We start from the raw sequence: 20,578 nt of genomic DNA on the forward strand, positions 1-20,578 counted from the left end.
AAAAGCCTATACATAGACGAGCATTATTGGGATCCACTTGACCTTGCCCCGCATTAGGCTTCAAACTGCTCGCTTTAAACGCATCCGTATTCAGATTTTGAAGATTGTTCTTAAACTCATTCATCTTATTAGCCTCCGTATATGTTCATGTAATGATCATCAGCCCCCCGCAAAATAGGCAAAAGATACAGCCTAAGTTGGACATATGCCGATAATCGTTCATGACATATACGTATGAAGAAATCTCCGCTGGTGTTACTACTCCAATAGCCTACCTGGCTGAACAAAGTGAAATACCGACAAGACGACTGCAAGTAAGTATAGCCCTGTTATTTCTGCCAAATCAATTATTGTTTATTTGTTAAATTTCCGCTGTCTCAAAGCCTCGTACAGCAGCACGGTCGCGGCCATCGCAACGTTCAGCGATTCCGCTTCGCCTTGCATCGGAATAATAACCGACTCATCAACCGTCTGTCTCAGCGCTTCGGACAGCCCCTCCGATTCATTGCCCATCAGGAGCCAAGTGCCGACGGTCCAGTCATAGGTATAGCAGGTATGCGTAGCTTGCAGGCTTGTCCCAACAAGCTTGATTCCTTTGCTCTGCGCCTCGGGCAGCAGCTCCGCAAGATCCGCCTCGATAATCGGCAGATGAAATAAAGAGCCCATCGTGGAACGCACCGTCTTCGGGTTATACAGATCAACGCTGCCTTTGCCCAGCACGACCGCATCCGCGCCCACCGCATCGGCGCTGCGGATGATGGTGCCGACGTTGCCCGGATCGCGTACACCGTCCAGGACAACAACAAGGCTGTCATTGCGAAACAAAGCGGTATCGTCCCGCTTCAGCTTCTCCAGCACGGCGAACACCGGCGGCGGCGTATCGGTCCCCGTGCATTTCGCCATCACTTGGGTCGTTGCCTGCACCCATTCCGCTCCGCCTTCCCGGGCGAGCTGCTCAAGCTCATGCGGAATGCCGCGCTCCGTATTATACACGACGCTTTGCACGGCAGCGGAGGACTTGAATGCTTCTAGCACAAGATGGACGCCTTCAATGATAAAGAGGCCTGTCCGGTCCCGGTATTTTTTATCCAACAAGGAAGCCCATTGCTTCACCCGGTCATTTTGGATGGAGGTTAATAATAAATGATTCATAATTCCGCTCAGCCTTCCGAATAAGCTATTTCCAAATTGGATAAATCCGCGTTTCTTCCAACGATAACCAATACATCCTCCTGACGGATAAGATCGTCGGCATAAGGAGCGATGTTCATTTGACCATTAGTCTTGATCGCCATTACATTGCATTTGAATTTCGCCCGGATATCCAGCTGCTTCAAGCTCTTCCCGATCATGGCTTCCGGTGCTTTCAGATCAATAATGCTATGATCCTCCGAAATTTCGATATACTCGAGAATATTGGGGGAAATTAAATGATGAGCGACGCGCAGACCCATATCCCGCTCCGGAAAGACCACTTTATCCGCGCCAATCTTCGTTAGCACTTTGCCGTGCAAATCGTTTTGCGCTTTGACGACAATCATTTTAACGCCGAGATCCTTCAGGATCAGCGTAGTCAGAATGCTTGCCTGAATATCTTCCCCGATGGCCACCACGACAACGTCAAAGTTGCGGATGCCAAGCGAACGAAGCGCTTCTTCATCCGTCGAATCCGCCGATACGGCATGGGTAACTTTATTAATGGCGTCCTGGATTTTGTCTTCGCTCGAATCGATAGCCAGCACCTCAAAGCCCATTTCCGTTAGCGAACTGGCGATACTGGAGCCGAACCGCCCCATTCCGATAACTGCAAACTGTTTCTTGGCCATTTCGTTTCATCCTACTCCCTTCAAAAAACCTGCAAGATGCGTTTACGACACTGCCTAATCCCGATTATTATAGCATATCCACCGCGCCCGGATGAAAATCGCCCGATTCGGAAACAGTAAAGAAGTACAATTTAAAGAAGACTTGGAGGGAATCCGATTGATTAATCTGGATTTGCGTCAAGCCATAATCAACAACGTCGGAAACAACACAAAAGAAGAAATAAAGGACGTTATTGAGGACTCCATCGGCAATGAGGAAAAAACGCTCCCCGGACTTGGTGTATTGTTCGAGCTGATCTGGAATGAGATATCCGCCGAGGAGCAGTCAAGGCTTGTTGATGCCTTGCATTCTAAGCTTCAGCAACTGAAGCCGGCTGCGACCTAAAGCACATCCGCTGTATAGACCGTTTTACCGCCTACAAGGGTATGCGTAACCCAAGGATGACCCTGGTATTGATCAACGAGTATTAAATCTGCTGCTTTACCCGGCGCAATCGTTCCGTAATGATCGGCAATGCCAAGCGCCTGCGCCGGGTAGAGCGTCCCCAATCGTACAGCCGCCGGCAAATCCAACACTCCCTGCTCTGCAAGCATAAAGATAGCCTTTAATAAAGAGGACGGATGATAATCCGAGCAAATAATAGCGGCCTTACCTTCCTTAATGACATCCAATGCGCGCAGGTTATGATCATGGGATCCTCCCCTGACGAGATTAGGTGCTCCCACGCATACGAATAGGCCTGAATTTGCGGCATAGCGGGCCGTTTCCATATTAATCGGAAATTCCGTTACCGAAACGCCAAAGGCCCTCGAACGCTCTACCTGTTCAACCGAATCATCATCATGAGAGGCCAATCGAATGCTCTGCCGTTCAGCCAAACGGCTAAGCTCGCGGAGATTCTCCCAATCAATCTGGTTTCGGCGCATGAGCAGCTCTTCCACGATAACCTGTACTTCTTCTATGCCTACGCCTTGATTTTTCATCACATATCGTTCAAAAGAACCCGGTGCCCGATATTGTCCCTGACCCGGGGAATGATCCATGAAGGATAAATAATCGATTTTCCCCTCGTTGATATATTGCTCCACGATGGAATAGCCTGCCAAATAAGAAACCTCGTAACGCAAATGAATCCTATTGCGGATAACCGAGCGCTCTTTGCGGTACTGATCAATACATTCAACCATTCCGGTTAACAGATGATCCCCCCGCAGGCTTAAGCCAACGCCAAGCGACAAAGAATGATACATCGTAGTAATGCCGTGAAGCGGCATTTTGCGTTCAAATTCCAGGAACGCCATGGCGAGGGGAAATAAGGTATTAGGTCTTGGCTGCACTTCCTTCTCGATCGCATCGTTATGGATATCGATCATGCCGGGGAGAACATATCGCCCTGCTGCATCAATCTGATGCAGAGCTTCATCGCCGCAGCTATGCTCATATTGCCGAATAGCTTCGTCATCCGACAGAAGCGCGTCGATGATTCCGCCCTTCACGGCGATCGCTTTCGAAACGAGCCGGTCTTCAAGCACAACAACCCCGTTCCGGATAAGAAGACGGTTTTTCGTTTGAGCAGTCATCAGGCCATAACCCCTTTCATGCTTCTCCCCAAAAGATACCATAATTTAACTTTCTTCATAAGAGGGTCCCGGCGAAAAAAAAAAGCCGGCGGGTTTAGCCGCCGACTTGTTTCAGAGAGTATAAGAGATTAGTCCAAGCTGTTCGGTTGAAGACCAAGCGTAAACGGAGCCGGCTTCTCGCAGCTGCTCTTCATCGTGTAATGTACGCCTTGCTCTGCCGCATCGAAGAAGCCGTGCATCGCTTCTAGCACGTGATAAGCAAGCTCGCCGCTTGGACGCGCTTTGCGTCCGGTAAGCGCCGCTTTCGCAAGATCGGCAGCACCTAGACCGCGTACGTTATCCGTGTTCGGATACACGAGCGGAATTTCCGACCACTCATGAGAGCCCGCGCGTTTGAACTTGATTGGACCGCCAAACGTATTCGGATCCGGCACAAGCAAAGTACCTGCGGAGCCGTATACTTCAATGCGAGGCAAAGTGGATCCGCCTCTCACGTCAAAGGTTTGCAGAATCGTTCCAATCGGACCGGATGCAAACTCGATAATGCCAGCGACATGGGTCGGAACCTCAACCTGAATTTTTTGACCAAACTTCGGCTGGCTGGTAATCGTCCGTTCCGGGAACGAAGCGCGGGCCATGCCGGTTACGCGGCTGATAGGTCCAAGCATAGCTACCATAGCGGTCAGATAGTATGGCCCCATATCAAACATCGGGCCGCCGCCCTTCTGATAATAAAACTCCGGAGCCGGATGCCACATCTCATGTCCGCCCGACATCATAAAGGCCGTTGCGCCGATAGGCGTACCGATCCAGCCGTCTTCGATCAGCTTAATGCTGGTCTGGATACCGCCGCCTAGGAACGTATCCGGCGCGCTGCCTACAAGCAGCCCTTTGCGTGCCGCAAGCTCAAGCACGGCCTGCGCTTCTTCGCGGGTCACCGCAAATGGCTTCTCTACGTACACATGCTTGCCGGCTTCGAGTGCCTGCAGGCATACCGCCGCATGCGCCTGCGGAATCGTAAGGTTAATGACCATTCCGATCTCCGGATCGGCGAGCAGCTCTTCCACCGAGCAGCCGCGGATGCCGAATTCCTCAGCCTTTGCCTTCGCGCGTTCTACATCCAGATCCGCGCAAGCGACAATTTCCATCGAATCGAATTTATTGCCGTTGTTCAAATACGCGCTGCTGATATTGCCTGTTCCGATAACGCCGACCTTAAGCTTTTGCATGAGCGTGAGTCCCTCCGTTTACCGCTGCCGTTTTGCCTTCCGCGCACCAGTTGAAGCCCCGGCGCATCATCTCCTTGACAACGGGAATATCGATAATGTTCGCTTGATGGCCAAGCGAGTTGTAATAGACGCGTCCAACTCCCCAACGTTTCGTCCAGGCAACCGGCATATCAACCGCCTTGTTCAGGGAATGAGGTCCTTCGACAACAGGGAACCGGGTTGTGGCAAGCACTTCAACGGCCGGATCGACATGCATGTAATACTGCTCGGTGCTGACTTCAAAGTCCTCGATGCCTTCCGTCAGAGGGCTGGAGCTATGCTTGATGTTTACGACATAATCCGTGCCGTCATTGCCCGGATGCGCGACCCATTGGCCGCCGGTCATGAACTGCCAGTCCACGTTTTCCCGGAAAGCATCGCACATGCCGCCGTGGCAGCCGGCAAGCCCAACGCCGCTTTGAACGGCTTCCGATACGTTTTGCACATACTCCGGCTTAATCTTGTCCATCGTCCAGATCGGAACGATCAGATCGAGGCCCTTCAGCTTTTCCCCGTCCGCAAACGCGTCAAGCGTATCCGATACCTCAACCTCGTAGCCTTCCTTCACCAGCACGTCTTGAAAAATCCCCGCAACTTCCTTCGGCTGATGACCGTCCCAGCCGCCCCATACGATCAGTGCTTTTCTCATCGTCTTCGCTTGTCTCCTCTGTCCGCAGAATTTATTGAAACTCTTTCAGTGCAACCCAGCGCCGTTCCGCAATCGAACGCTCTACCGCAACAAGCACCTCTTGGCATCTCACGCCGTCATGGAAGTTCGGAACCGGCTGGCGGTCTTCGGCGATCGCCGTCATCAGCTCATGAATCTCATGGGTGAACGTATGCTCGTACCCGATCGTGTGACCGGCCGGCCACCAGGCATCCATGTAAGCATGGGAGGCATCGGTTGCCAGTACGCGGCGGAAGCCTTGCACATCGTAGGCATCCTCCGTGAAGTACACCTCAAGCTCGTTCATCCGCTCGAAGTCGAACTTGATGCTGCCTTTGCTGCCGTTAATCTCGAATGCGTTCGTGCAACGGTGGCCTGCCGCAAAGCGGGTGGCCTCGAAGCTGCCAAGCGCTCCGTTCTCGAACCTTGTCAGGAACAGCGTCGCGTCGTCAACCGTTACCTCTCCGCGCGGCGCATCCGCACCGCTCTTCGTCGCGCTAAGTCCCGTCATCGATTCGGAAACCGGACGTTCCTTGACGAACGTCTCTTCCATTCCGATGACTTCCTTGAACTCGCCAACGAGGAAACGGGCCATATCGATCAAGTGAGCGCCAAGATCGCCATGCGAGCCCGAGCCGGCGATTTCCTTCTTCAGGCGCCATACGAGCGGGAACTCCGGATCAAGTATCCAATCCTGCAGGAAAACGGCGCGGAAATGATGGATTTTGCCGATACGGCCTTCCGAGACCAGCTTCTTAGCCAATTGGACAGCCGGAGCAAAGCGGTAGTTAAAGCCAACCATATGCTTAACGCCGGCTTTTTCGGCAGCAGCCAGCATTTCGTTAGCATCCTCCAGCGTCAATGCCAGCGGCTTCTCGCAGAACAGATGCTTGCCCGCTTCGGCGGCCGCAATCGTAATCTCCTTATGAGCATCGCTTGGCGCGTTAATGTCGATCAGATCAATATCCTGGCGTGCGACCAGCTTGCGCCAATCCGTCTCGCTGCTCTGCCAGCCGAATTGCGTCCGCGCTTTCTCCAGACCGACCGGATCGCGGCCGCAGATCGCCGTCATTTCAGGCAATGCCGCGGTTTCCGGGAAAAACATCGGCAGCGCGCGGTACGCGTTGCTGTGCGCCTTGCCCATAAATTTATAGCCAACCATGCCGACACGAAGTTTGCTCATTCTTAAACTACCGCCTCTCGAATACGTATTTTAGGTTGTTTCTCGCTTAATCAGTTGAACGGGAAGAATCGTATTCCCCGGCTGTTCGGCTTCCTGTGCCAGCAGCTTCATGGCCGCTCGCCGTCCCATCTCGTAAAAGGGAACCGATACCGTCGACAGCTTGGGCGTTACAATTCTGGAGCTGTCCGAATCATCGTAACCGATCAGAGCGATATCCTTGCCTGCTTCAATGCCATGCTCCCGGAGGCCGTCCATCAAGCCAATCGCCATCCGGTCGTTAGCCGCAAAGACAGCGTCGATCTGCTTGCCCTTGATTCCCTCGGCTAACCGTGAGGCCGCTTCATACCCGCTCTTCCTGCTGTAATTACCGGTGAAGATCCGCTCGGCCGCGAACGGAACTTCCGCTTCCTCCAGTGCGCGCTTATAGCCGGCAAGCCTGTCCCCGCTGCTCGAGAAAGCGTCCGGCCCGTTCAGGAAGGCTATCCGCTTGAATCCGTTTGCAATCAGATGCTGAACAGCCGTATAGCTTCCCGATTCATGGTCCGCATCTACGGTCAGGTATCCTTCCTCGTCAAACCGTTGGTTTACGAGGCAGAACGGATATCCTTCCTCCTGAAGCTCGGCTAACGCGGCACGTTCCTCGGCCACATTTTGAGCACCCAGCACGATACAGGCATCCACCTTCTGCGTCCGGAACAGCTTTGCATAATCGCGCGGACTATCCGGCTCCCGGAAGATCAGCAGCAGATCATAGTTGCAGGCTTTCGCCGCCTCGCCGATCCCGCTTAATATTTCCGCGAAGTAATAGGTCGAGAACAGATGAACCTTCGGCACAAACGGAAGAATGACGCCAACATTCCCGCTTTTCCTTCTGGCAAAACGCTGGGCAAGCGCATTAGGCACGTAACCCAGCTCTTTGGCCGCCTCCAGCACGCGGATTCGTGTTTCTTCCTTAATAGGCCCTACATTGTTAAGTACCCGGGATACCGTTGCCTCCGATACACCGGCCAGCTTCGCTACTTCTTTCCTGCTGATAGTCGGCGCCTCCTGTTATTGCACTTATTGCTTAAGTCATTTGCTGCTGTTTCTCTGTAATGTACACGCGTACATTATGTCATGAAAGCGCTGTTCCGTCAACCGGGTAATCCAATAAAGATTTCCACTATTTTTACGAAAATTTGGGTTGTATGATTTTTACATAACCCCTATACTTTAGCTGGTGGACTACAATTTAGATAAAGGGGAGCAGTACATGTCATTTAACATCGCGCAAAAAAGCCAACTAGACGCCAGGGAGTTACTTCTGCTGGAGCAGGAAGTGAAGGATCGGGGCAAAAATATGGTCATCGCTTACGTGCTCTGGTATTTCCTCGGCATGTTTGGCGGTCACCGCTTCTATCTCGGGCGTACGGGCTCCGCGATTGCACAGCTTATTCTAAGCATTTCCGTTATCGGTCTGATTGTGACTTCTATCTGGTGGATCGTGGATGCCTTCCTCCTGCACCAATGGGTGAGAGACCGCAACCGCGCTGTCGAGGGTCAGCTTATTGATGAAATTATGGCTCACAAGCATTTCCACGGTGGCTCGTTCTAGGAGGTTGTCATGAACCGACAAGACCTTACGCTTAATGAGCTGATGGTATTCAACTCCGAGATGCGCAGTAGCGAGAAATCAGCGGCTATCGCTTATCTGATGCTTCTAGGCGGTCACCTCGGCGTACACCGCTTTTATCTGAAGCGCAAGAAAACAGCCATTTTCCAGCTGGTTCTCTTTCTCATCGCAACTCCAGCCTATATATTACTCAGTATTGCTTCCGCAGCTGAACAAAAGGCCTTGCTAATTATCAGCACCATCCTATTCGCTCTTCCCGCTGCTGCCTTGTTCATCTGGGTTATCGTGGATCTCTTCTTGATCTCCCGCATGGTCAAAGCGTACAACAAGGAAGTCGAACGTGATTTGATTGAGCAAATTATCCGCTACCGACAATAACTATGCAAAAAATCCCCTGATCTCAACCGATCAGGGGATTTTCTATGAGCGTGTTTCCGTTTATGGGGCAGTCTCCAGGAATTTCATCGTTGGATTCTTATCCATCGCCGTACGCATCGCGTATTCATTCTCGAAGAGAACAACGTAATTGCCTTTCTTGTCCTTCACAAGGGTAGAGTTGATCCGGAACTTCGAAGGATCGATCTTATCGTCAATGATCCAGCGCGCGAATTGGAATGGCATCCGGTGCAGCTGAATATCAACGCCGTACTCGCCCTTCATCCGGTACTCGAACACCTCGAACTGCAGGTGGCCGACTACGCCAAGAATCGTTTCGTCAGCAAAGCCGCTTGCAGAGTAGAACACCTGAATGGTACCCTCCTCGGTCAGCTGATCGATCCCCTTCTGATACTGCTTATGCTTCAAGGCGTTCTTGACGGTAACCTTGGCAAAGATCTCCGGAGAGAACGTGGGAAGCTCGTCGAATACAACCTCGGAGCCTTGCGACAAGGAATCGCCAATCCGGAAAATGCCCGGGTCGAACAAACCGATAATATCGCCTGGATAAGCCGTCTCGACAATATCGCGGTCCTGCGCCAGGAACTGCTGCGGCTGGGACAGCTTAATGTCCTTGCCCGCACGGACATGGCGGACGCTCATGCCGCGTTCGAAACGTCCGGAGCAAATCCGAAGGAAGGCGATACGGTCGCGGTGCGCCGGGTTCATGTTGGCTTGAATCTTGAAGACATAACCGGAAAATTTCTCGTTTGTCGGGTCGACCGAACCGCTTGTGCTCATCCGGGGAGCCGGCTTTGGCGCAAGCTCCAGGAAGTTCTCCAGGAAGGTTTGAACGCCGAAGTTGTTCACGGCGCTTCCGAAGAAGATCGGCGTCAATTCGCCGGCCCGAACCTTATCGAAATCGAATGGGTCGCCCGCTACATCAAGCAGCTCCAGATCCTGGATAAGCTGATCATGCAGGTAGTCGCCAGCCATTTCGCGAATAACCGGATCATTATAGTCTTCGACTTTGCGAACCTCGATCGTGCTATGGTCATTGCCCTGGAACAGCTCAACCTGATTTTTCATCCGGTCGTATACGCCGCACAGCTCCCGGCCCATGCCGATTGGCCAGTTCATAGGCACCGAACGGATGCCAAGGACCCGCTCCAGCTCTTCCATCAGCTCGAACGGGCTTTGACCTTCACGGTCAAGCTTGTTAATGAAGGTAAAGATCGGAATGCCGCGTTTGCGGCACACCTGGAACAGCTTGATCGTCTGCGCCTCGACGCCTTTCGCAACGTCGATCAGCATGACCGCGCTGTCCGCCGCCGTCAGCGTACGGTACGTGTCCTCCGAGAAATCCTGGTGACCAGGCGTATCCAGAATGTTAACCCGGTGACCTAAATAATCGAACTGCATCACGCTGGACGTAACGGAGATACCGCGCTGCTTCTCGATCTCCATCCAGTCGGATGTAGCATGGCGGCTTGCTTTGCGGGCTTTTACCGACCCTGCAAGACGAATAGCTCCCCCGAATAAGAGGAGCTTCTCCGTTAACGTGGTTTTGCCGGCGTCAGGGTGAGAGATAATCGCAAAGGTACGGCGCTTATCTACTTCCTGTGTGATTTCATTACTTAACGTTTGGCTCATGCTTGCCTTCCCTTCATGGCGTTGCCGCGAAGCAACGCTCCTTTATCCATTCCCGATCAGAAGCGCGCGTGCCGGCGCAGCTTCGATACCGGTCAATTTCAAAGGCGCAATCACCATGAAATAAGAGCCGGGAGGCACTTCCTTCAGGCGAAGCCCTTCTACAATAATGACATTGTTGCGGAACAGCGTCCGGTGCGTTGGATACTCCGCCTGGGAGCGTTCAATTCCGAGTCCGTCCGTTCCAATCCCGCGAATCCCTACCTCAACGAGATAGCGGGCGCCATCGTCCCGCAAGAATACAAAATCGGATTCAAAGGAATCCGTAAATGAGTTCTTCGTTTTTACGAGGATGAACTCGCCCTTTTGCAAGCCGTGCTTCTCCAGGTCTTCTCTTGTGATGCTGTCGTTCACATCCGTGAAGTCCAGAACCCGGGCGTTGCCGACGAGCTCCTCGAGACCAAGCGTCTCGATTGTTGCGCCATCCTCCAGCATATGCAGAGGCGCATCGACATGGGTGCCGCAATGGACATCCATATCGATGCGCGATTCGTTAACGCCGTCTGGAGAGGTAGGCTGAGAGTTGATTTCCGGCTGCTTGCCGTCATGGTTGCCCCATACCGGCATGCCCTTTTCGATTGTCATCGAAATATCGTAAACCTTAAACATAAAGGCATATCCCTCCGTCAGCGGTGCGCTAGGAATAAATTACTTGCCGCTATTCGACACCCAAATCACATTGTCTTCCGCTTGCCCGTTAACCGGCCACCATTTGAAGCCGTCTTCCGCCAGCAGCTTGTCGGCTTTCTCAGGGCCCCACGAGCCTGCGGGATAATGCTGGAGGTCCGAAGAATCTTCGCGCCATGCGGCCGCAATGCGATCAACGAATTCCCATGCTTGAGCTACTTCATCCCAACGGGTGAAATACGTCGAATCGCCGCGAACCGCGTCATGGATCAAGCGCTCGTAAGCTTCCGGCGTATTGATGCCGATCTGGCAGCTTTGGCAGAATTCCATATTAACTGGCTGTACGGAATTGTCTTCGCCCGGAGTCTTCGCATTTACTTTAATGTAGATGCCTTCCATCGGGTTAACGCGGATAACGAGCAGGTTAGGCTGCAGGTCGTGGCGCTGCGCGAACAGGACGTTTTGCGGCATCGATTTGAATTCGATAACCACTTCCGTCGTTTTCACCGGAAGACGTTTGCCTGTGCGGATGTAGAACGGTACTCCCGCCCAGCGGAAGTTGTCAACCGCCAGCTTGGCCGCAAAATACGTTTCCGTGTTGGAGTTCTCGCCAACCGAGTCCTCTTGGCGGTAGCCGGGAAGCTCCTTCCCGTTGAGGGAGCCTTCGCTGTATTGGCCGCGTACAACCAGATTGCGCACTTCGTCGCTCGATTTGTACGGACGAAGGGAACGAAGCACCTTAACCTTCTCGTCGCGGATATCTTCGCCGTGCAGACGGCTAGGCGGCTCCATTGCGATCATTGTCAGCATTTGAAGCATATGGTTCTGACCCATGTCGCGCAGGGCGCCGGATTTATCGTAGTAACCGCCTCGTTCTTCCACGCCAACCGTTTCGGAGAGCGTAATTTGCACGTTTGCGATATGGTTATTGTTCCACAGCGGCTCAAAAAACGCATTCGCGAAACGGATGACTTGAATATTTTGCACCATCTCTTTGCCGAGGTAGTGGTCAATGCGATAGATTTCTTCTTCCTTGAATACTTGCGTGATTTGGTCATTCAGCTTTTGCGCCGATTCCAGATCATAGCCGAACGGCTTCTCGATTACGACGCGGTGCCAGCCCTTGGATTCAAGCAGTCCGCCATCGCGTAGGCTGAAGGATACAGGTCCGAACAGCGACGGTGCAAGCGCCAGATAGAACAGACGGTTGCCCGGAATATCGAATTTGGCATCCAATTGATCGGACAGTGTAGCCAGGCCGCGGAATGCTTCCACATTGTTAATGTCAAGCGGCATATATTCGAAGTGCTCCGCGAAGCGGTTCCAGAGCTCTACGTCATCTGCTTTGTAACGGCAAAATTCCACGATCGACTCGTACAGGTCGGCGCGGAACTGTTCGTTTGTACGCTCTCTGCGTGCGAGGCCTACAACGGCGAAATTTTCAGACAGCTTTCCTTCTTTATATAAGCTGAACAAGGCGGGAAACAGCTTGCGCTTCGCCAAATCGCCTGTCGCCCCGAAGATATAATAAATAGCGCCTTGCGCATTTGTTTCAAGGTTCATAACAGTTCAGTTCCCTCATTCTTTCCATATATTTTTTTATTTTTATTTATGTAGTTTAGCATATTAATCCTTAAACTGCTATTCATCCAATCATAAAAAAAACTAATTGGCCATCATATTTCTTCTAATCGTTTCCTGCTTCCGAAACCGTGTAATCTCCCGTTATTAACGGGGTTCCGACGATCAGGGACAGCGCCCCGGACTCCGTTTCCCGATGCTCGGCAATTTGCAGATTCGCCTTCTTCCCCGCTCCCGCTTCTACGGAAGAGAACAGCTTTTCCGAATAGTAAGCCTCGCTGACCGTTCCGCTCTCGTCCTTGTACCGGTCAACCCGTTTGCCCCCCGAGGCCTGGGCCAGACGCTCCGCTGCGTTATTATATTCCGTCAATCCCCGAACCGTCATACCTCCGGAATAGGAAATGCCCGCCTTCTTCAGTACGTCTTCCGTGCGTTTCACAACAGCAAGCAGCTGCTCCTTGTCCGCCTTTTGATTGGTCGTAAATACAAGCATTGCCTGACGGTCCGACGTTAACGGGAATATGGACAGTGTTCCCTGCTCCCGACCCTTTTCATCCGCCTGAAGCTGTTGTTCCGCCTGCTCTAGGCCCGCTGCTTCCCCTTCGATATCCCATCTTATGGTCCAATCGGAATCCGCTGCGCCTTTGCTGTATAGCTTGTCCGTCCACTGCCATAGCATAGCGAGATCATGGGTTACGATACCCGGATTTTCATCGGACCGGAGCTGATCCCTGTTGAAGATCGCCCAGACCATGCCGGTAACCAGCACCGCTGCCGCCAAAATAACCGCCCGACGTGCTTTCTGCCGATTGGACTGCTCGGCTGTCTTTTGAACAAATCGATTCGCCACGATGATATTAACCTCCCTTGACCATCTATTACCGCTAGGTGTTTGACCATACCTATTCGCCTCTGGGTGAATACACTGGTTGCAAAGCCTATTGCAAGTAAACATAAGGAGGAGCCTGAAATGGAACAGATTTATCCTCTTGAGGAAGATAACGTATCGCGGTTTTGCGGGATGCCGGTGTATATCATTATGAAGGATGGATCGAGGCATATCGGCATGCTGAGCAGATGCGCTGGCGGAAAGCTTACGCTTAACGGAGATCCCAACGTTTCCGCTGCCGATGAGCCGGAGGCTGTTCCGGTTAAATCTTTGAAAAAGGGCAAAAAAAGCTCGAAATCCAAATTGCAGCAGCAAGCCAAGTCAAGCAAACCGGAGCAGCCCGTACAAACGCAATCCTATCCGTTTGACCCTTACTACTACGAACCTCGCCCGTATTATCCGTTCCGCGATTTGATTACGCTGGACTTTGCGCTGATTGCCTTTTTATTTCTTTTGTTCTGACAGACACCATTCGCCAGCCTTTGCCGCGAGAACATCGTAAGCTGATCTTACCAACCGCAAAGGAGGCCGCTTAAATGCCAATGACGATCTCTATATCGCCTGCCAGACGAACCGATCGGCTGCATCCCGCTGCTGCGGTTCGGCCTTACGGCAAAAGTTCGTTCCGTGAAGAAGAGCCGACAAGGCTGCCTCCCGGATCTGCTCTATTTGACAGCTTTGATTGGGGCGCCCCATACCGTCATGCTGCCGAAACGGCGGCAGGATGGCTTCGGCTCAGCAGACAAGCCCAGCTCAGGATCAGGCTCTCCGCCCGTAAAATCAAACAAAACCCTGCTTTGCCTGTCATTGATGAAGAGCTGCAGACAGTAGCTTCGACCGTAAACGGACTGCTTGCTTACTTTAAAGAGGCTGAAGCCTTCCTGAGTCCGCAGCTTAGGTTCTCTATTGAACAAGCAATGTCCCATTCCGCTGCGGCTGAATTTGGGCTTTTGCATGAGAACGGCACCTGGCAGCTCCAACTCCCTGCTTCCTGCAAGAACGAATCCTCCGTTCAGCTGCTCATAGGTCCAAAAGGCTGGCTCACCTGTCTTCATAAAGCGCTGGAAGAGCCTCTTTCTGGGAGAGTATTGGATTTGCTGCGCAAGGATATTCCGCTACTGCAGCCTTATAGCTGTTACTACAATTCCATGGCAACCTATTGGCCGTTTCCTGCAAGCGGAATGCTTCTTAACCGCCGCCTTTAACTTATTTTAGCAAAAACTGGTCTTTCCCTCCAGACGCCATACGAAAAAAAGGGGCCCTCCTAAAGTTTAGCTTCAGGCTAGCCCCTTTCTGATGAAAACATGCTTATTAATCCGCAATCCCTTGCTTATGCGCATAGATCGCCGCTTGCGTACGGTCCTCAACGTCAAGCTTGTTAAAGATGTTCGTAATATGGAATTTCACGGTCTTTACGCCGATAAACAGCTCGTCCGCTATTTCCTGGTTGGACATGCCTTGCGCTACCCGCTTCAGCACGTCCATCTCCCGTTCCGTCAAATCATCATGAAGCGCGGCCTGTACCGGCTGCTTTGGTTTGCGGAGCCGGTTCATCATCTTGGCGGCAACCTGCGACTCCAGTACCGATTGTCCGCGTGCCGCTGCCCGGATCGCATCCGCAATTTCCGTTGCCCTAGCCGTCTTGAGAAGATAGCTGAACGCCCCTGCTTCAATTACCGGATACAGCTTGCTATCGTCAATAAAGCTGGTTAATACGATAACCTTGCATTCCGGGTACAGCTCAAGCAGCTTTTGCGTTGTTTCCACGCCATCCATGCCATCCATAACAAGATCCATAAGCACGATGTCAGGCTTGTAGGCCTGAGCCAGCCTGATTCCGTCATAGCCGTTGCTTGCTTCCCCTACGACCTCGATCCCCTCTTCGGTATCGAGTACCGCAGCGAGTCCGATACGCACCATCTCATGATCATCCACTAACAAAACCTTTATCCGTTCATTCAGTTGCTCGATCGGTTCCACCTTATTCACCGCTTCCTTCAACTTGTACATGGTCCTGCATCTCTATTCGCCGTCAATCGGAACCCGGATATCGATGCTTGTTCCCTCTCCCGGTTTCGAGATCATATGTAAATAGCCGCCAAGCTCATTCACACGCTCTTCCATCGTTAATAATCCGTAAGAGGTTTGTTTCTTCGCTTCCAGGTCGAATCCTATGCCGGTATCTTTTAATAACATACGTACTTCGGGGCCTTTCCGATGCAGCTTAATTTCCATGCTTTCCGCTTTTGAGTGCCGGAGGGTATTCGACAAAGCTTCTTGCGCGATCCGGAACAGATGATCTTCCGTTTCGGACTTCATCGTAATCGAATCGTCAACATCCAGATCAATCGCCATCGGAACCTTCTGCTTAAGCTCGTCCACCAGCGCGGTTAATGCGGCTGCGAGATTTTTCCCGTCCAGATGAACGGGTCTTAAATGCAGCAGCAGCGCGCGCATTTCGGACTGCGCTACAGACGCCATCTCCTCGATGAGCTGTACCTGTCTCTTCGCCCGCTCCCAGTCCCGCTCAATCGTACGGCTGACCGCCGTAGCCGTCATCGAGATCGCGAACAGCTGCTGACTAACAGCGTCATGCAGTTCTCTTGCAAGACGCTGGCGTTCCTCTATAACGGCCGAGAATTTGACCTTCTCCGTCCAGATTGCGTCGCTTTGCTCCTGTTCGGACACCGGAACACCGCCTTCCTCCTCCGACGAATTCAGCGTTACCCGATAGCTTCGCCGGCGTTGCTGTTCGCTAAGCCGTTCAACTGCCTGCTTAAGCTTGGAATTCTGAAGAAAACCAACGATCGCCGCTGCTGCCATTGCTGCTCCGATTACGGTGAGTCCTAAGATAGCCCACTTGCCTTGAAACGTATACAGCCGCACGTAACCAATCGCCTGCAGCACAATGATGACAAGACTCACGATAATAATGAGCCATAATACGGTCTCGGTCACATTTTTGCGTCTAGCTTCTTTATTGGGCCTATCCGCACGATGGTGCTCATTCGCTTGTCCCTCAGCCATCTTAGGTCCACTCCTTCTAATACGTACGCAGGGAAGAGCAGACCGGTTCTACCGACAATTTCATTAAGTTAAAGCTTAATGAAATTGCGGTTACCCGGTCCGCTCTTCTTGTCTTACGCATACTTCTAGTTGATTATACTTCTTCCGGTTTGTTCAGCTTGCTTTTCAACGCTTCAAGCTGCTCGTCAACCTTCAGCTTTTTCTCCATGTCTGCGGCGCTGAAGGAGCCTGTAGTGCTGCCTGTGCCGCTGTATGCCGCCGCGTAAGGAGTGCGAAGCACATCCGCTTCGGCTTCAAGCTGCATGATTTTCTCTTCCATACGGTAGAAGCCTCTCGATGCGGTACCGCTGTCGATCGTATGGTTGGAAGAAATTTGAGCCATTTGCTTTTGCGCTTTAGCGATTTGAGCGCGGGATGCGAGCTCATTGCGTTTATTGCGAAGCTGGTAGAACTCATCCTTCATACCGTGCAATTGCTGCATCAACTCTTCAGCTTGCGTTTTCGCTTGCGCATGAAGATCGCTGTATTCATTCACCTTTTGGTCGAAATAAAGCTTTTCCTCGAGCAGCTTGCGAGCGAACTCTTCTTGGCCGGCGCGAAGCGCTGCTTCTGCCTTCGACTCACGGTCGGCGATGCTGCGTACGGCTTCATCCAGACGTTGCTTCAGACGGCGCTCGTTCGCCATTTGTTTCGCTACCGTTACTTCCGCTTGATGAATTTCCGATTCCATATCACGCAGATATTGATTCAGCATGACTACCGGATCTTCCATTTTATCCAATACCTCATTCACCGATGCCTTAGTCAGATCCTTCATTCTTTTAAAGATTCCCATTGTTAAATCTCTCCCTTCTCGTATTTAGCCAATTTGGCGCGTAATTCTTCGATTTCTTTGCGGAGTGCTTTTTTCTCCAAATCATCCATCATGCTATCGAATTGCGACGACGAGGCTTGCTGGCCGGGACGTGCTTGCGAGAAGCTGTCCCACTGTCCTTGCGGAGGGTTTTTGTATGGACCGCCAAAGGAGGAACCGAAACCGCCTTGGCCGCCATGCCCACCGTTATACCCGCTGCCGTAACCGCTGCCGCCGTAGCCGCCTCCAAACCCGCCAGGTCCGAAGCCGTGACCGTTATAAAACGTTGGCTCCTTAGGAACGATAAGTCCGGCGATGATATAGACAGGAATTGCGAAACCGCTCGTAAAGATGGTAACTACGATTAGCAGGATACGGATAAGAGTCGCATCGACATTGATCATTTCCGCGAGTCCGCCGCAAAGACCAAACAGCTTCTTGTCGCGGGTGGAGCGGTACAGTTTTTTCAAGACGACCATCCTTCCTTCTCAAGCTTCTTCTTCAATTGCTGCAGCTCGCGTTCGATTACGGATTGTACCTGATTGCCGGCTTCAGTGATGAACTCTTTGCCCATCCGGCGAAGATCATGCAGGCTTTTTGCCTCCATCTCCATATCGCCGATCCGGTCTTCCAGTCTGCGGAACATCGAGCCTGGCTGAATGCCGCCCGCTTGGCCGCCTTCCGTATACCGCGCATTCATGCGCTGCTGAAGTCTGAGCGACTCCATTCTTGCAGCGTAGTATTCGCGTTTGTCATAGACGAGCTGGTATTCGCTCCGCATTTCGCGAAGCTGGTCTTCCAGGTCCATCGTATTCTGACGGCTTTGCTCGTACAGCTGGCGGTATTGATTCGATCGTTCCTCGCTTGTTGTTTTCTCGTGAAGGGCGATTCGTGCAAGCTGCTCTTCGCCGGCTTTCAGAGCGGTCAGCGCTTGCTGCTCGCGTTTTTCCTTCTGCTGCTCTGCTTGCAGCCATTGCGCTTTCAGATGATTGCTATGTCCCAGATATTGCTGGTGCAGCCGTTCCGCTTGAATAATCTCTTCGCGTGTCGACCAGAGGAACTGATCGATCAGGCGAACCGGATCTTCTGCTTTCTCCAGTCTTTCATTTAAATTTGCCACTGTAATGTCGCGCACTCGCCGCATAATGCTCATGTATGGCCCTCCCAACTTTTTTTATTAGAAATGTCGATTATTGTTTTTGCTTTTTACCATTGAAATACCAAACAGGATCAGCACGACCGCAATACCCAGCATAATCAGCTTCGACAATGCCGGCAGCAGCATCAGAATACCAATTGCGCCAACGATTCCGCCGATTATCTTTCTGTTGCTTCTCCAGGCAACTACCCCGAGTCCGATTAATACGATTGCGAACAGGGTACCTACCAACGCACCAAGATGGATGCCGAAGAATTTAAGTACCATGATACCGCCTGCAACTGCAAGCAATAAGCCTAACGCTTTTTTACCATCCATTGCTTCTTCCACCGCCTCTCAAAGATTGCTTTGTTTTTCTCTTCTTGTGAATCTCTCTTGCTTATGTTCCTATTGTAGATCGAATCCGCGCTTTCTAAAACGGACCAACGGCGGTTTCTATGCTAGACCTAGGTCGAGTCGCTCTTCCGCCTTAAGGGTCGAAACCTGACCGGAAACGTAAAAAAGCGCCGTACCCTTATCCAAGAGTCAGCGCCTCATGATGAAGAATGGTTCCCCTTGAAGCTGAAACGGAGAGCATCCATGCTAAGCAGTCCCACCCCAACTCAGCTGCTTATCGGACTTTTACGCCAAAGGTTTTCTCCTTATACGCGACAATCTTTATGGTTTAGCATCTCCTGATGAAAGGTCGTTATGAGGATATAAAACAATAACAGGGCAATAAAAATGCCGACGAAACGGAGAATCCTTATTAGCGAGCTGATATTGGCCCGCTGCTAGTACTCCTTGCCGAATGCATGGAAGAAATATATAAGGCTGGAACCACTAGTACATGAGGTGTGCCATCCACCAAAATCGCCAATTTGCCTTCAAGAATTTCTGCAGCGATGACGTCCGGACGTTCGGAGTTGTATATAGTCGGAAACGGACTGTAGGCGGAATCCTGAATCAACTCCTCCATATAGTCGCTTTCCAGAATCCCGTCAATGTCTATCCTGGATAATCGGTTACGCACCTCATCGACAATCTTGTCTGTTACAACACCGTTAATGTACATAATCAATATATCCTTTTGAGTCATTTTGCCAAGTTGAATACTTCCGACCCACAAATTCGATTTTTGATTTTACTGCGTTTCAATGCCGTATTGGTACAGAGTCATACCGTGCAATATAAACTCTCGAACCGCTCCTGTATCCACCAGGCCATCCGAATAAAACAAGTTCACTTTCTGCGTCCGGCCAGAGAATTCCATATAGAATTTCCTTAAAAAAAATATCAGCACTTTTTCCGAAAGTTTCTATAATTGTTGCAATGCCTCATTGATTCATGCTGCATCACATCACCCGTACTTGACTGTAATCAGTATAGTCATCCCCATTCAATATAAACAAAAAAAAGCACTCGTCGGAGGTTAGTCCGTCAGGTGCTTATTATTCTTGATATGAACAAAAAACGCTAACCGTACAAAGTACAATCAGCGCAATCATTTCAATATATGGTGCCGGTGAGAGGACTCGAACCTCCACGGTTTCCCTCACGATTTTGAGTCGCGCGCGTCTGCCATTCCGCCACACCGGCATTTGGTAAATATGGCGTGCCCTAAGAGATTCGAACTCCTGACCTTTTGATTCGTAGTCAAACGCTCTATCCAGCTGAGCTAAGGGCACATATTTATTGAAATAATTTTGGAGGCGCCACCCAGACTCGAACTGGGGGTAAAGCTTTTGCAGAGCTCTGCCTTACCACTTGGCTATGGCGCCACCTCGTTATGGAGCGGAAGACGGGAATCGAACCCGCGACCCTCGCCTTGGCAAGGCGATGCTCTACCGCTGAGCCACTTCCGCATAAATGGCTGGGGATCAAGGATTCGAACCTTGGAGTGACGGAGTCAAAGTCCGTTGCCTTACCGCTTGGCTAATCCCCAACAAGTAAATCTGTTCTTCAAGTAAATAATGGGGCGATCGAAGGGAATCGAACCCTCGAATCTCGGAGCCACAATCCGATGCGTTAACCACTTCGCCACGACCGCCATATTCACTTAAAATAGTTTGGCAGGGGCAGCAGGAATTGAACCCACACCAAAGGTTTTGGAGACCTTTGTTCTACCTTTAAACTATGCCCCTATATGGTGGAGGGTGATGGATTCGAACCACCGAACCGTTAGGAAGAGATTTACAGTCTCCCGCGTTTGGCCACTTCGCTAACCCTCCGTAAAAATGG

At 51.5% G+C, this 20,578-nt stretch carries 22 protein-coding genes, 8 tRNA genes and 1 pseudogene; 5 read left to right on the plus strand and 26 right to left on the minus strand.

Annotated features, from left to right (window positions below):
- Window positions 1-354: 354 nt before the first annotated feature.
- The gene (locus EV294_RS28250) at window positions 355-1,152 is read right to left on the minus strand and encodes a TrmH family RNA methyltransferase (protein ID WP_132313104.1); all 798 of its coding nucleotides are present in this window, start codon (window positions 1,150-1,152) and stop codon (window positions 355-357) included.
- An 8-nt stretch (window positions 1,153-1,160) separates the two neighbouring features.
- Window positions 1,161-1,826: a potassium channel family protein gene (locus EV294_RS28255; protein ID WP_132313106.1), complete on the minus strand. Its 666-nt coding sequence runs from the start codon at window positions 1,824-1,826 to the stop codon at window positions 1,161-1,163.
- Between the two features lie 157 nt (window positions 1,827-1,983).
- Here EV294_RS28255 and sspI point away from each other — a divergent pair, with 157 nt between their 5' ends.
- The gene (sspI, locus tag EV294_RS28260; protein ID WP_207918206.1) at window positions 1,984-2,211 is read left to right on the plus strand and encodes a small acid-soluble spore protein SspI; all 228 of its coding nucleotides are present in this window, start codon (window positions 1,984-1,986) and stop codon (window positions 2,209-2,211) included.
- Here sspI and EV294_RS28265 read toward each other — a convergent pair.
- From EV294_RS28265 to EV294_RS28285, 5 genes are all read right to left on the minus strand, one after another.
- Window positions 2,208-3,407, minus strand: a complete 1,200-nt coding sequence (locus tag EV294_RS28265) for an alpha-D-ribose 1-methylphosphonate 5-triphosphate diphosphatase (protein WP_132313108.1) — start codon at window positions 3,405-3,407, stop codon at window positions 2,208-2,210. The genes sspI and EV294_RS28265 overlap by 4 nt on opposite strands.
- A 128-nt stretch (window positions 3,408-3,535) precedes the next feature.
- Window positions 3,536-4,636, minus strand: a complete 1,101-nt coding sequence (locus EV294_RS28270; protein ID WP_132313110.1) for a Gfo/Idh/MocA family protein — start codon at window positions 4,634-4,636, stop codon at window positions 3,536-3,538.
- Window positions 4,623-5,324 (minus strand): ThuA domain-containing protein, encoded by a 702-nt coding sequence (locus EV294_RS28275; RefSeq protein ID WP_132313112.1) that lies wholly within the window; start codon window positions 5,322-5,324, stop codon window positions 4,623-4,625. Before EV294_RS28275 ends, EV294_RS28270 begins: the two co-directional genes overlap by 14 nt.
- Before the next feature lie 31 nt (window positions 5,325-5,355).
- On the minus strand, window positions 5,356-6,525 hold the full coding sequence (locus EV294_RS28280) for a Gfo/Idh/MocA family protein (protein WP_132313114.1): 1,170 nt from the start codon (window positions 6,523-6,525) through the stop codon (window positions 5,356-5,358).
- A gap of 30 nt (window positions 6,526-6,555) precedes the next feature.
- Entirely contained in the window at window positions 6,556-7,560 is a 1,005-nt protein-coding gene (locus tag EV294_RS28285; RefSeq protein WP_279513622.1) for a LacI family DNA-binding transcriptional regulator, read from the minus strand.
- A gap of 217 nt (window positions 7,561-7,777) precedes the next feature.
- On the opposite strand from EV294_RS28285, the gene EV294_RS28290 reads away from it, so the two are divergent.
- Together EV294_RS28290 and EV294_RS28295 are read left to right on the plus strand one after the other, a co-directional pair.
- Window positions 7,778-8,119, plus strand: a complete 342-nt coding sequence (locus EV294_RS28290) for a TM2 domain-containing protein (RefSeq protein WP_132313118.1) — start codon at window positions 7,778-7,780, stop codon at window positions 8,117-8,119.
- A gap of 9 nt (window positions 8,120-8,128) precedes the next feature.
- Window positions 8,129-8,515, plus strand: a complete 387-nt coding sequence (locus EV294_RS28295; protein ID WP_132313120.1) for an NINE protein — start codon at window positions 8,129-8,131, stop codon at window positions 8,513-8,515.
- A gap of 60 nt (window positions 8,516-8,575) precedes the next feature.
- On the opposite strand, the gene EV294_RS28300 is transcribed toward EV294_RS28295, so the two are convergent.
- The 4 genes from EV294_RS28300 to EV294_RS28315 form a co-directional block, all read right to left on the minus strand.
- Window positions 8,576-10,165 (minus strand): peptide chain release factor 3, encoded by a 1,590-nt coding sequence (locus EV294_RS28300; RefSeq protein WP_132313122.1) that lies wholly within the window; start codon window positions 10,163-10,165, stop codon window positions 8,576-8,578.
- 42 nt (window positions 10,166-10,207) lie between these two features.
- Window positions 10,208-10,831, minus strand: coding sequence for a cyclase family protein (locus EV294_RS28305; protein WP_132313124.1), 624 nt, complete (start codon window positions 10,829-10,831; stop codon window positions 10,208-10,210).
- Window positions 10,832-10,870: 39 nt separating this feature from the next.
- Window positions 10,871-12,412, minus strand: a complete 1,542-nt coding sequence (gene zwf / locus EV294_RS28310; RefSeq protein WP_132313126.1) for a glucose-6-phosphate dehydrogenase — start codon at window positions 12,410-12,412, stop codon at window positions 10,871-10,873.
- 124 nt (window positions 12,413-12,536) lie between these two features.
- Window positions 12,537-13,280: a YwmB family TATA-box binding protein gene (locus EV294_RS28315; RefSeq protein ID WP_165930835.1), complete on the minus strand. Its 744-nt coding sequence runs from the start codon at window positions 13,278-13,280 to the stop codon at window positions 12,537-12,539.
- 120 nt (window positions 13,281-13,400) lie between these two features.
- Between EV294_RS28315 and EV294_RS28320 the strand changes: the two genes are divergently transcribed.
- Together EV294_RS28320 and EV294_RS28325 are read left to right on the plus strand one after the other, a co-directional pair.
- On the plus strand, window positions 13,401-13,781 hold the full coding sequence (locus tag EV294_RS28320) for a hypothetical protein (RefSeq protein ID WP_165930836.1): 381 nt from the start codon (window positions 13,401-13,403) through the stop codon (window positions 13,779-13,781).
- Window positions 13,782-13,855: 74 nt separating this feature from the next.
- Window positions 13,856-14,524, plus strand: coding sequence for a hypothetical protein (locus tag EV294_RS28325; RefSeq protein ID WP_132313132.1), 669 nt, complete (start codon window positions 13,856-13,858; stop codon window positions 14,522-14,524).
- A gap of 106 nt (window positions 14,525-14,630) precedes the next feature.
- On the opposite strand, the gene EV294_RS28330 is transcribed toward EV294_RS28325, so the two are convergent.
- The 15 genes and pseudogenes from EV294_RS28330 to EV294_RS28400 all read right to left on the minus strand — a co-directional run bounded on the left by EV294_RS28330 (window position 14,631) and on the right by EV294_RS28400 (window position 20,568).
- The gene (locus tag EV294_RS28330; RefSeq protein ID WP_132313134.1) at window positions 14,631-15,329 is read right to left on the minus strand and encodes a response regulator; all 699 of its coding nucleotides are present in this window, start codon (window positions 15,327-15,329) and stop codon (window positions 14,631-14,633) included.
- Window positions 15,330-15,341: 12 nt separating this feature from the next.
- Entirely contained in the window at window positions 15,342-16,346 is a 1,005-nt protein-coding gene (locus tag EV294_RS28335; RefSeq protein WP_132313136.1) for a sensor histidine kinase, read from the minus strand.
- A gap of 133 nt (window positions 16,347-16,479) precedes the next feature.
- Window positions 16,480-17,181, minus strand: a complete 702-nt coding sequence (locus EV294_RS28340; protein WP_132313138.1) for a PspA/IM30 family protein — start codon at window positions 17,179-17,181, stop codon at window positions 16,480-16,482.
- 2 nt (window positions 17,182-17,183) lie between these two features.
- Window positions 17,184-17,678, minus strand: a complete 495-nt coding sequence (locus tag EV294_RS28345; RefSeq protein WP_132313140.1) for a PspC domain-containing protein — start codon at window positions 17,676-17,678, stop codon at window positions 17,184-17,186.
- Entirely contained in the window at window positions 17,666-18,352 is a 687-nt protein-coding gene (locus tag EV294_RS28350) for a PspA/IM30 family protein (RefSeq protein WP_132313142.1), read from the minus strand. Before EV294_RS28350 ends, EV294_RS28345 begins: the two co-directional genes overlap by 13 nt.
- Before the next feature lie 24 nt (window positions 18,353-18,376).
- Window positions 18,377-18,676, minus strand: coding sequence for a LiaF transmembrane domain-containing protein (locus tag EV294_RS28355; protein WP_132313144.1), 300 nt, complete (start codon window positions 18,674-18,676; stop codon window positions 18,377-18,379).
- A 347-nt stretch (window positions 18,677-19,023) separates the two neighbouring features.
- A pseudogene (locus tag EV294_RS28360) lies at window positions 19,024-19,513 on the minus strand (spore germination protein); the annotation flags it as partial.
- Window positions 19,514-19,854: 341 nt separating this feature from the next.
- Window positions 19,855-19,936, minus strand: a tRNA-Leu gene (locus EV294_RS28365).
- Window positions 19,937-19,948: 12 nt separating this feature from the next.
- Window positions 19,949-20,025 (minus strand) — tRNA-Arg (locus EV294_RS28370).
- A 19-nt stretch (window positions 20,026-20,044) separates the two neighbouring features.
- A tRNA-Cys gene (locus EV294_RS28375) sits at window positions 20,045-20,118 on the minus strand.
- 9 nt (window positions 20,119-20,127) lie between these two features.
- Window positions 20,128-20,202: transfer RNA gene (locus EV294_RS28380), tRNA-Gly, on the minus strand.
- Between the two features lie 5 nt (window positions 20,203-20,207).
- Window positions 20,208-20,282 (minus strand) — tRNA-Gln (locus tag EV294_RS28385).
- Window positions 20,283-20,311: 29 nt separating this feature from the next.
- Window positions 20,312-20,387 (minus strand) — tRNA-His (locus tag EV294_RS28390).
- Window positions 20,388-20,407: 20 nt separating this feature from the next.
- Window positions 20,408-20,481, minus strand: a tRNA-Trp gene (locus EV294_RS28395).
- Between the two features lie 3 nt (window positions 20,482-20,484).
- Window positions 20,485-20,568: transfer RNA gene (locus tag EV294_RS28400), tRNA-Tyr, on the minus strand.
- Window positions 20,569-20,578 lie beyond the last annotated feature (10 nt).

The organism is Paenibacillus sp. BK033, assembly GCF_004345425.1.
In the GTDB taxonomy this organism is placed as follows: domain Bacteria; phylum Bacillota; class Bacilli; order Paenibacillales; family Paenibacillaceae; genus Pristimantibacillus.

What these genes read in the sequence shown, in the direction of transcription:
- zwf (WP_132313126.1), bottom strand. Translation starts at nt 12,412, where the DNA reads ATGAACCTTGAAACAAATGCGCAAGGCGCTATTTATTATATCTTCGGG.
- EV294_RS28295 (WP_132313120.1), top strand. Translation starts at nt 8,129, where the DNA reads ATGAACCGACAAGACCTTACGCTTAATGAGCTGATGGTATTCAACTCC.
- EV294_RS28265 (WP_132313108.1), bottom strand. Translation starts at nt 3,407, where the DNA reads ATGACTGCTCAAACGAAAAACCGTCTTCTTATCCGGAACGGGGTTGTT.
- EV294_RS28300 (WP_132313122.1), bottom strand. Translation starts at nt 10,165, where the DNA reads ATGAGCCAAACGTTAAGTAATGAAATCACACAGGAAGTAGATAAGCGC.
- EV294_RS28345 (WP_132313140.1), bottom strand. Translation starts at nt 17,678, where the DNA reads ATGGTCGTCTTGAAAAAACTGTACCGCTCCACCCGCGACAAGAAGCTG.
- EV294_RS28320 (WP_165930836.1), top strand. Translation starts at nt 13,401, where the DNA reads ATGGAACAGATTTATCCTCTTGAGGAAGATAACGTATCGCGGTTTTGC.
- EV294_RS28340 (WP_132313138.1), bottom strand. Translation starts at nt 17,181, where the DNA reads ATGGGAATCTTTAAAAGAATGAAGGATCTGACTAAGGCATCGGTGAAT.
- EV294_RS28255 (WP_132313106.1), bottom strand. Translation starts at nt 1,826, where the DNA reads ATGGCCAAGAAACAGTTTGCAGTTATCGGAATGGGGCGGTTCGGCTCC.
- EV294_RS28290 (WP_132313118.1), top strand. Translation starts at nt 7,778, where the DNA reads ATGTCATTTAACATCGCGCAAAAAAGCCAACTAGACGCCAGGGAGTTA.
- EV294_RS28305 (WP_132313124.1), bottom strand. Translation starts at nt 10,831, where the DNA reads ATGTTTAAGGTTTACGATATTTCGATGACAATCGAAAAGGGCATGCCG.
- EV294_RS28280 (WP_132313114.1), bottom strand. Translation starts at nt 6,525, where the DNA reads ATGAGCAAACTTCGTGTCGGCATGGTTGGCTATAAATTTATGGGCAAG.
- EV294_RS28275 (WP_132313112.1), bottom strand. Translation starts at nt 5,324, where the DNA reads ATGAGAAAAGCACTGATCGTATGGGGCGGCTGGGACGGTCATCAGCCG.
- EV294_RS28335 (WP_132313136.1), bottom strand. Translation starts at nt 16,346, where the DNA reads ATGGCTGAGGGACAAGCGAATGAGCACCATCGTGCGGATAGGCCCAAT.
- EV294_RS28270 (WP_132313110.1), bottom strand. Translation starts at nt 4,636, where the DNA reads ATGCAAAAGCTTAAGGTCGGCGTTATCGGAACAGGCAATATCAGCAGC.
- EV294_RS28355 (WP_132313144.1), bottom strand. Translation starts at nt 18,676, where the DNA reads ATGGATGGTAAAAAAGCGTTAGGCTTATTGCTTGCAGTTGCAGGCGGT.
- EV294_RS28350 (WP_132313142.1), bottom strand. Translation starts at nt 18,352, where the DNA reads ATGAGCATTATGCGGCGAGTGCGCGACATTACAGTGGCAAATTTAAAT.
- EV294_RS28325 (WP_132313132.1), top strand. Translation starts at nt 13,856, where the DNA reads ATGCCAATGACGATCTCTATATCGCCTGCCAGACGAACCGATCGGCTG.
- EV294_RS28250 (WP_132313104.1), bottom strand. Translation starts at nt 1,152, where the DNA reads ATGAATCATTTATTATTAACCTCCATCCAAAATGACCGGGTGAAGCAA.
- EV294_RS28330 (WP_132313134.1), bottom strand. Translation starts at nt 15,329, where the DNA reads ATGTACAAGTTGAAGGAAGCGGTGAATAAGGTGGAACCGATCGAGCAA.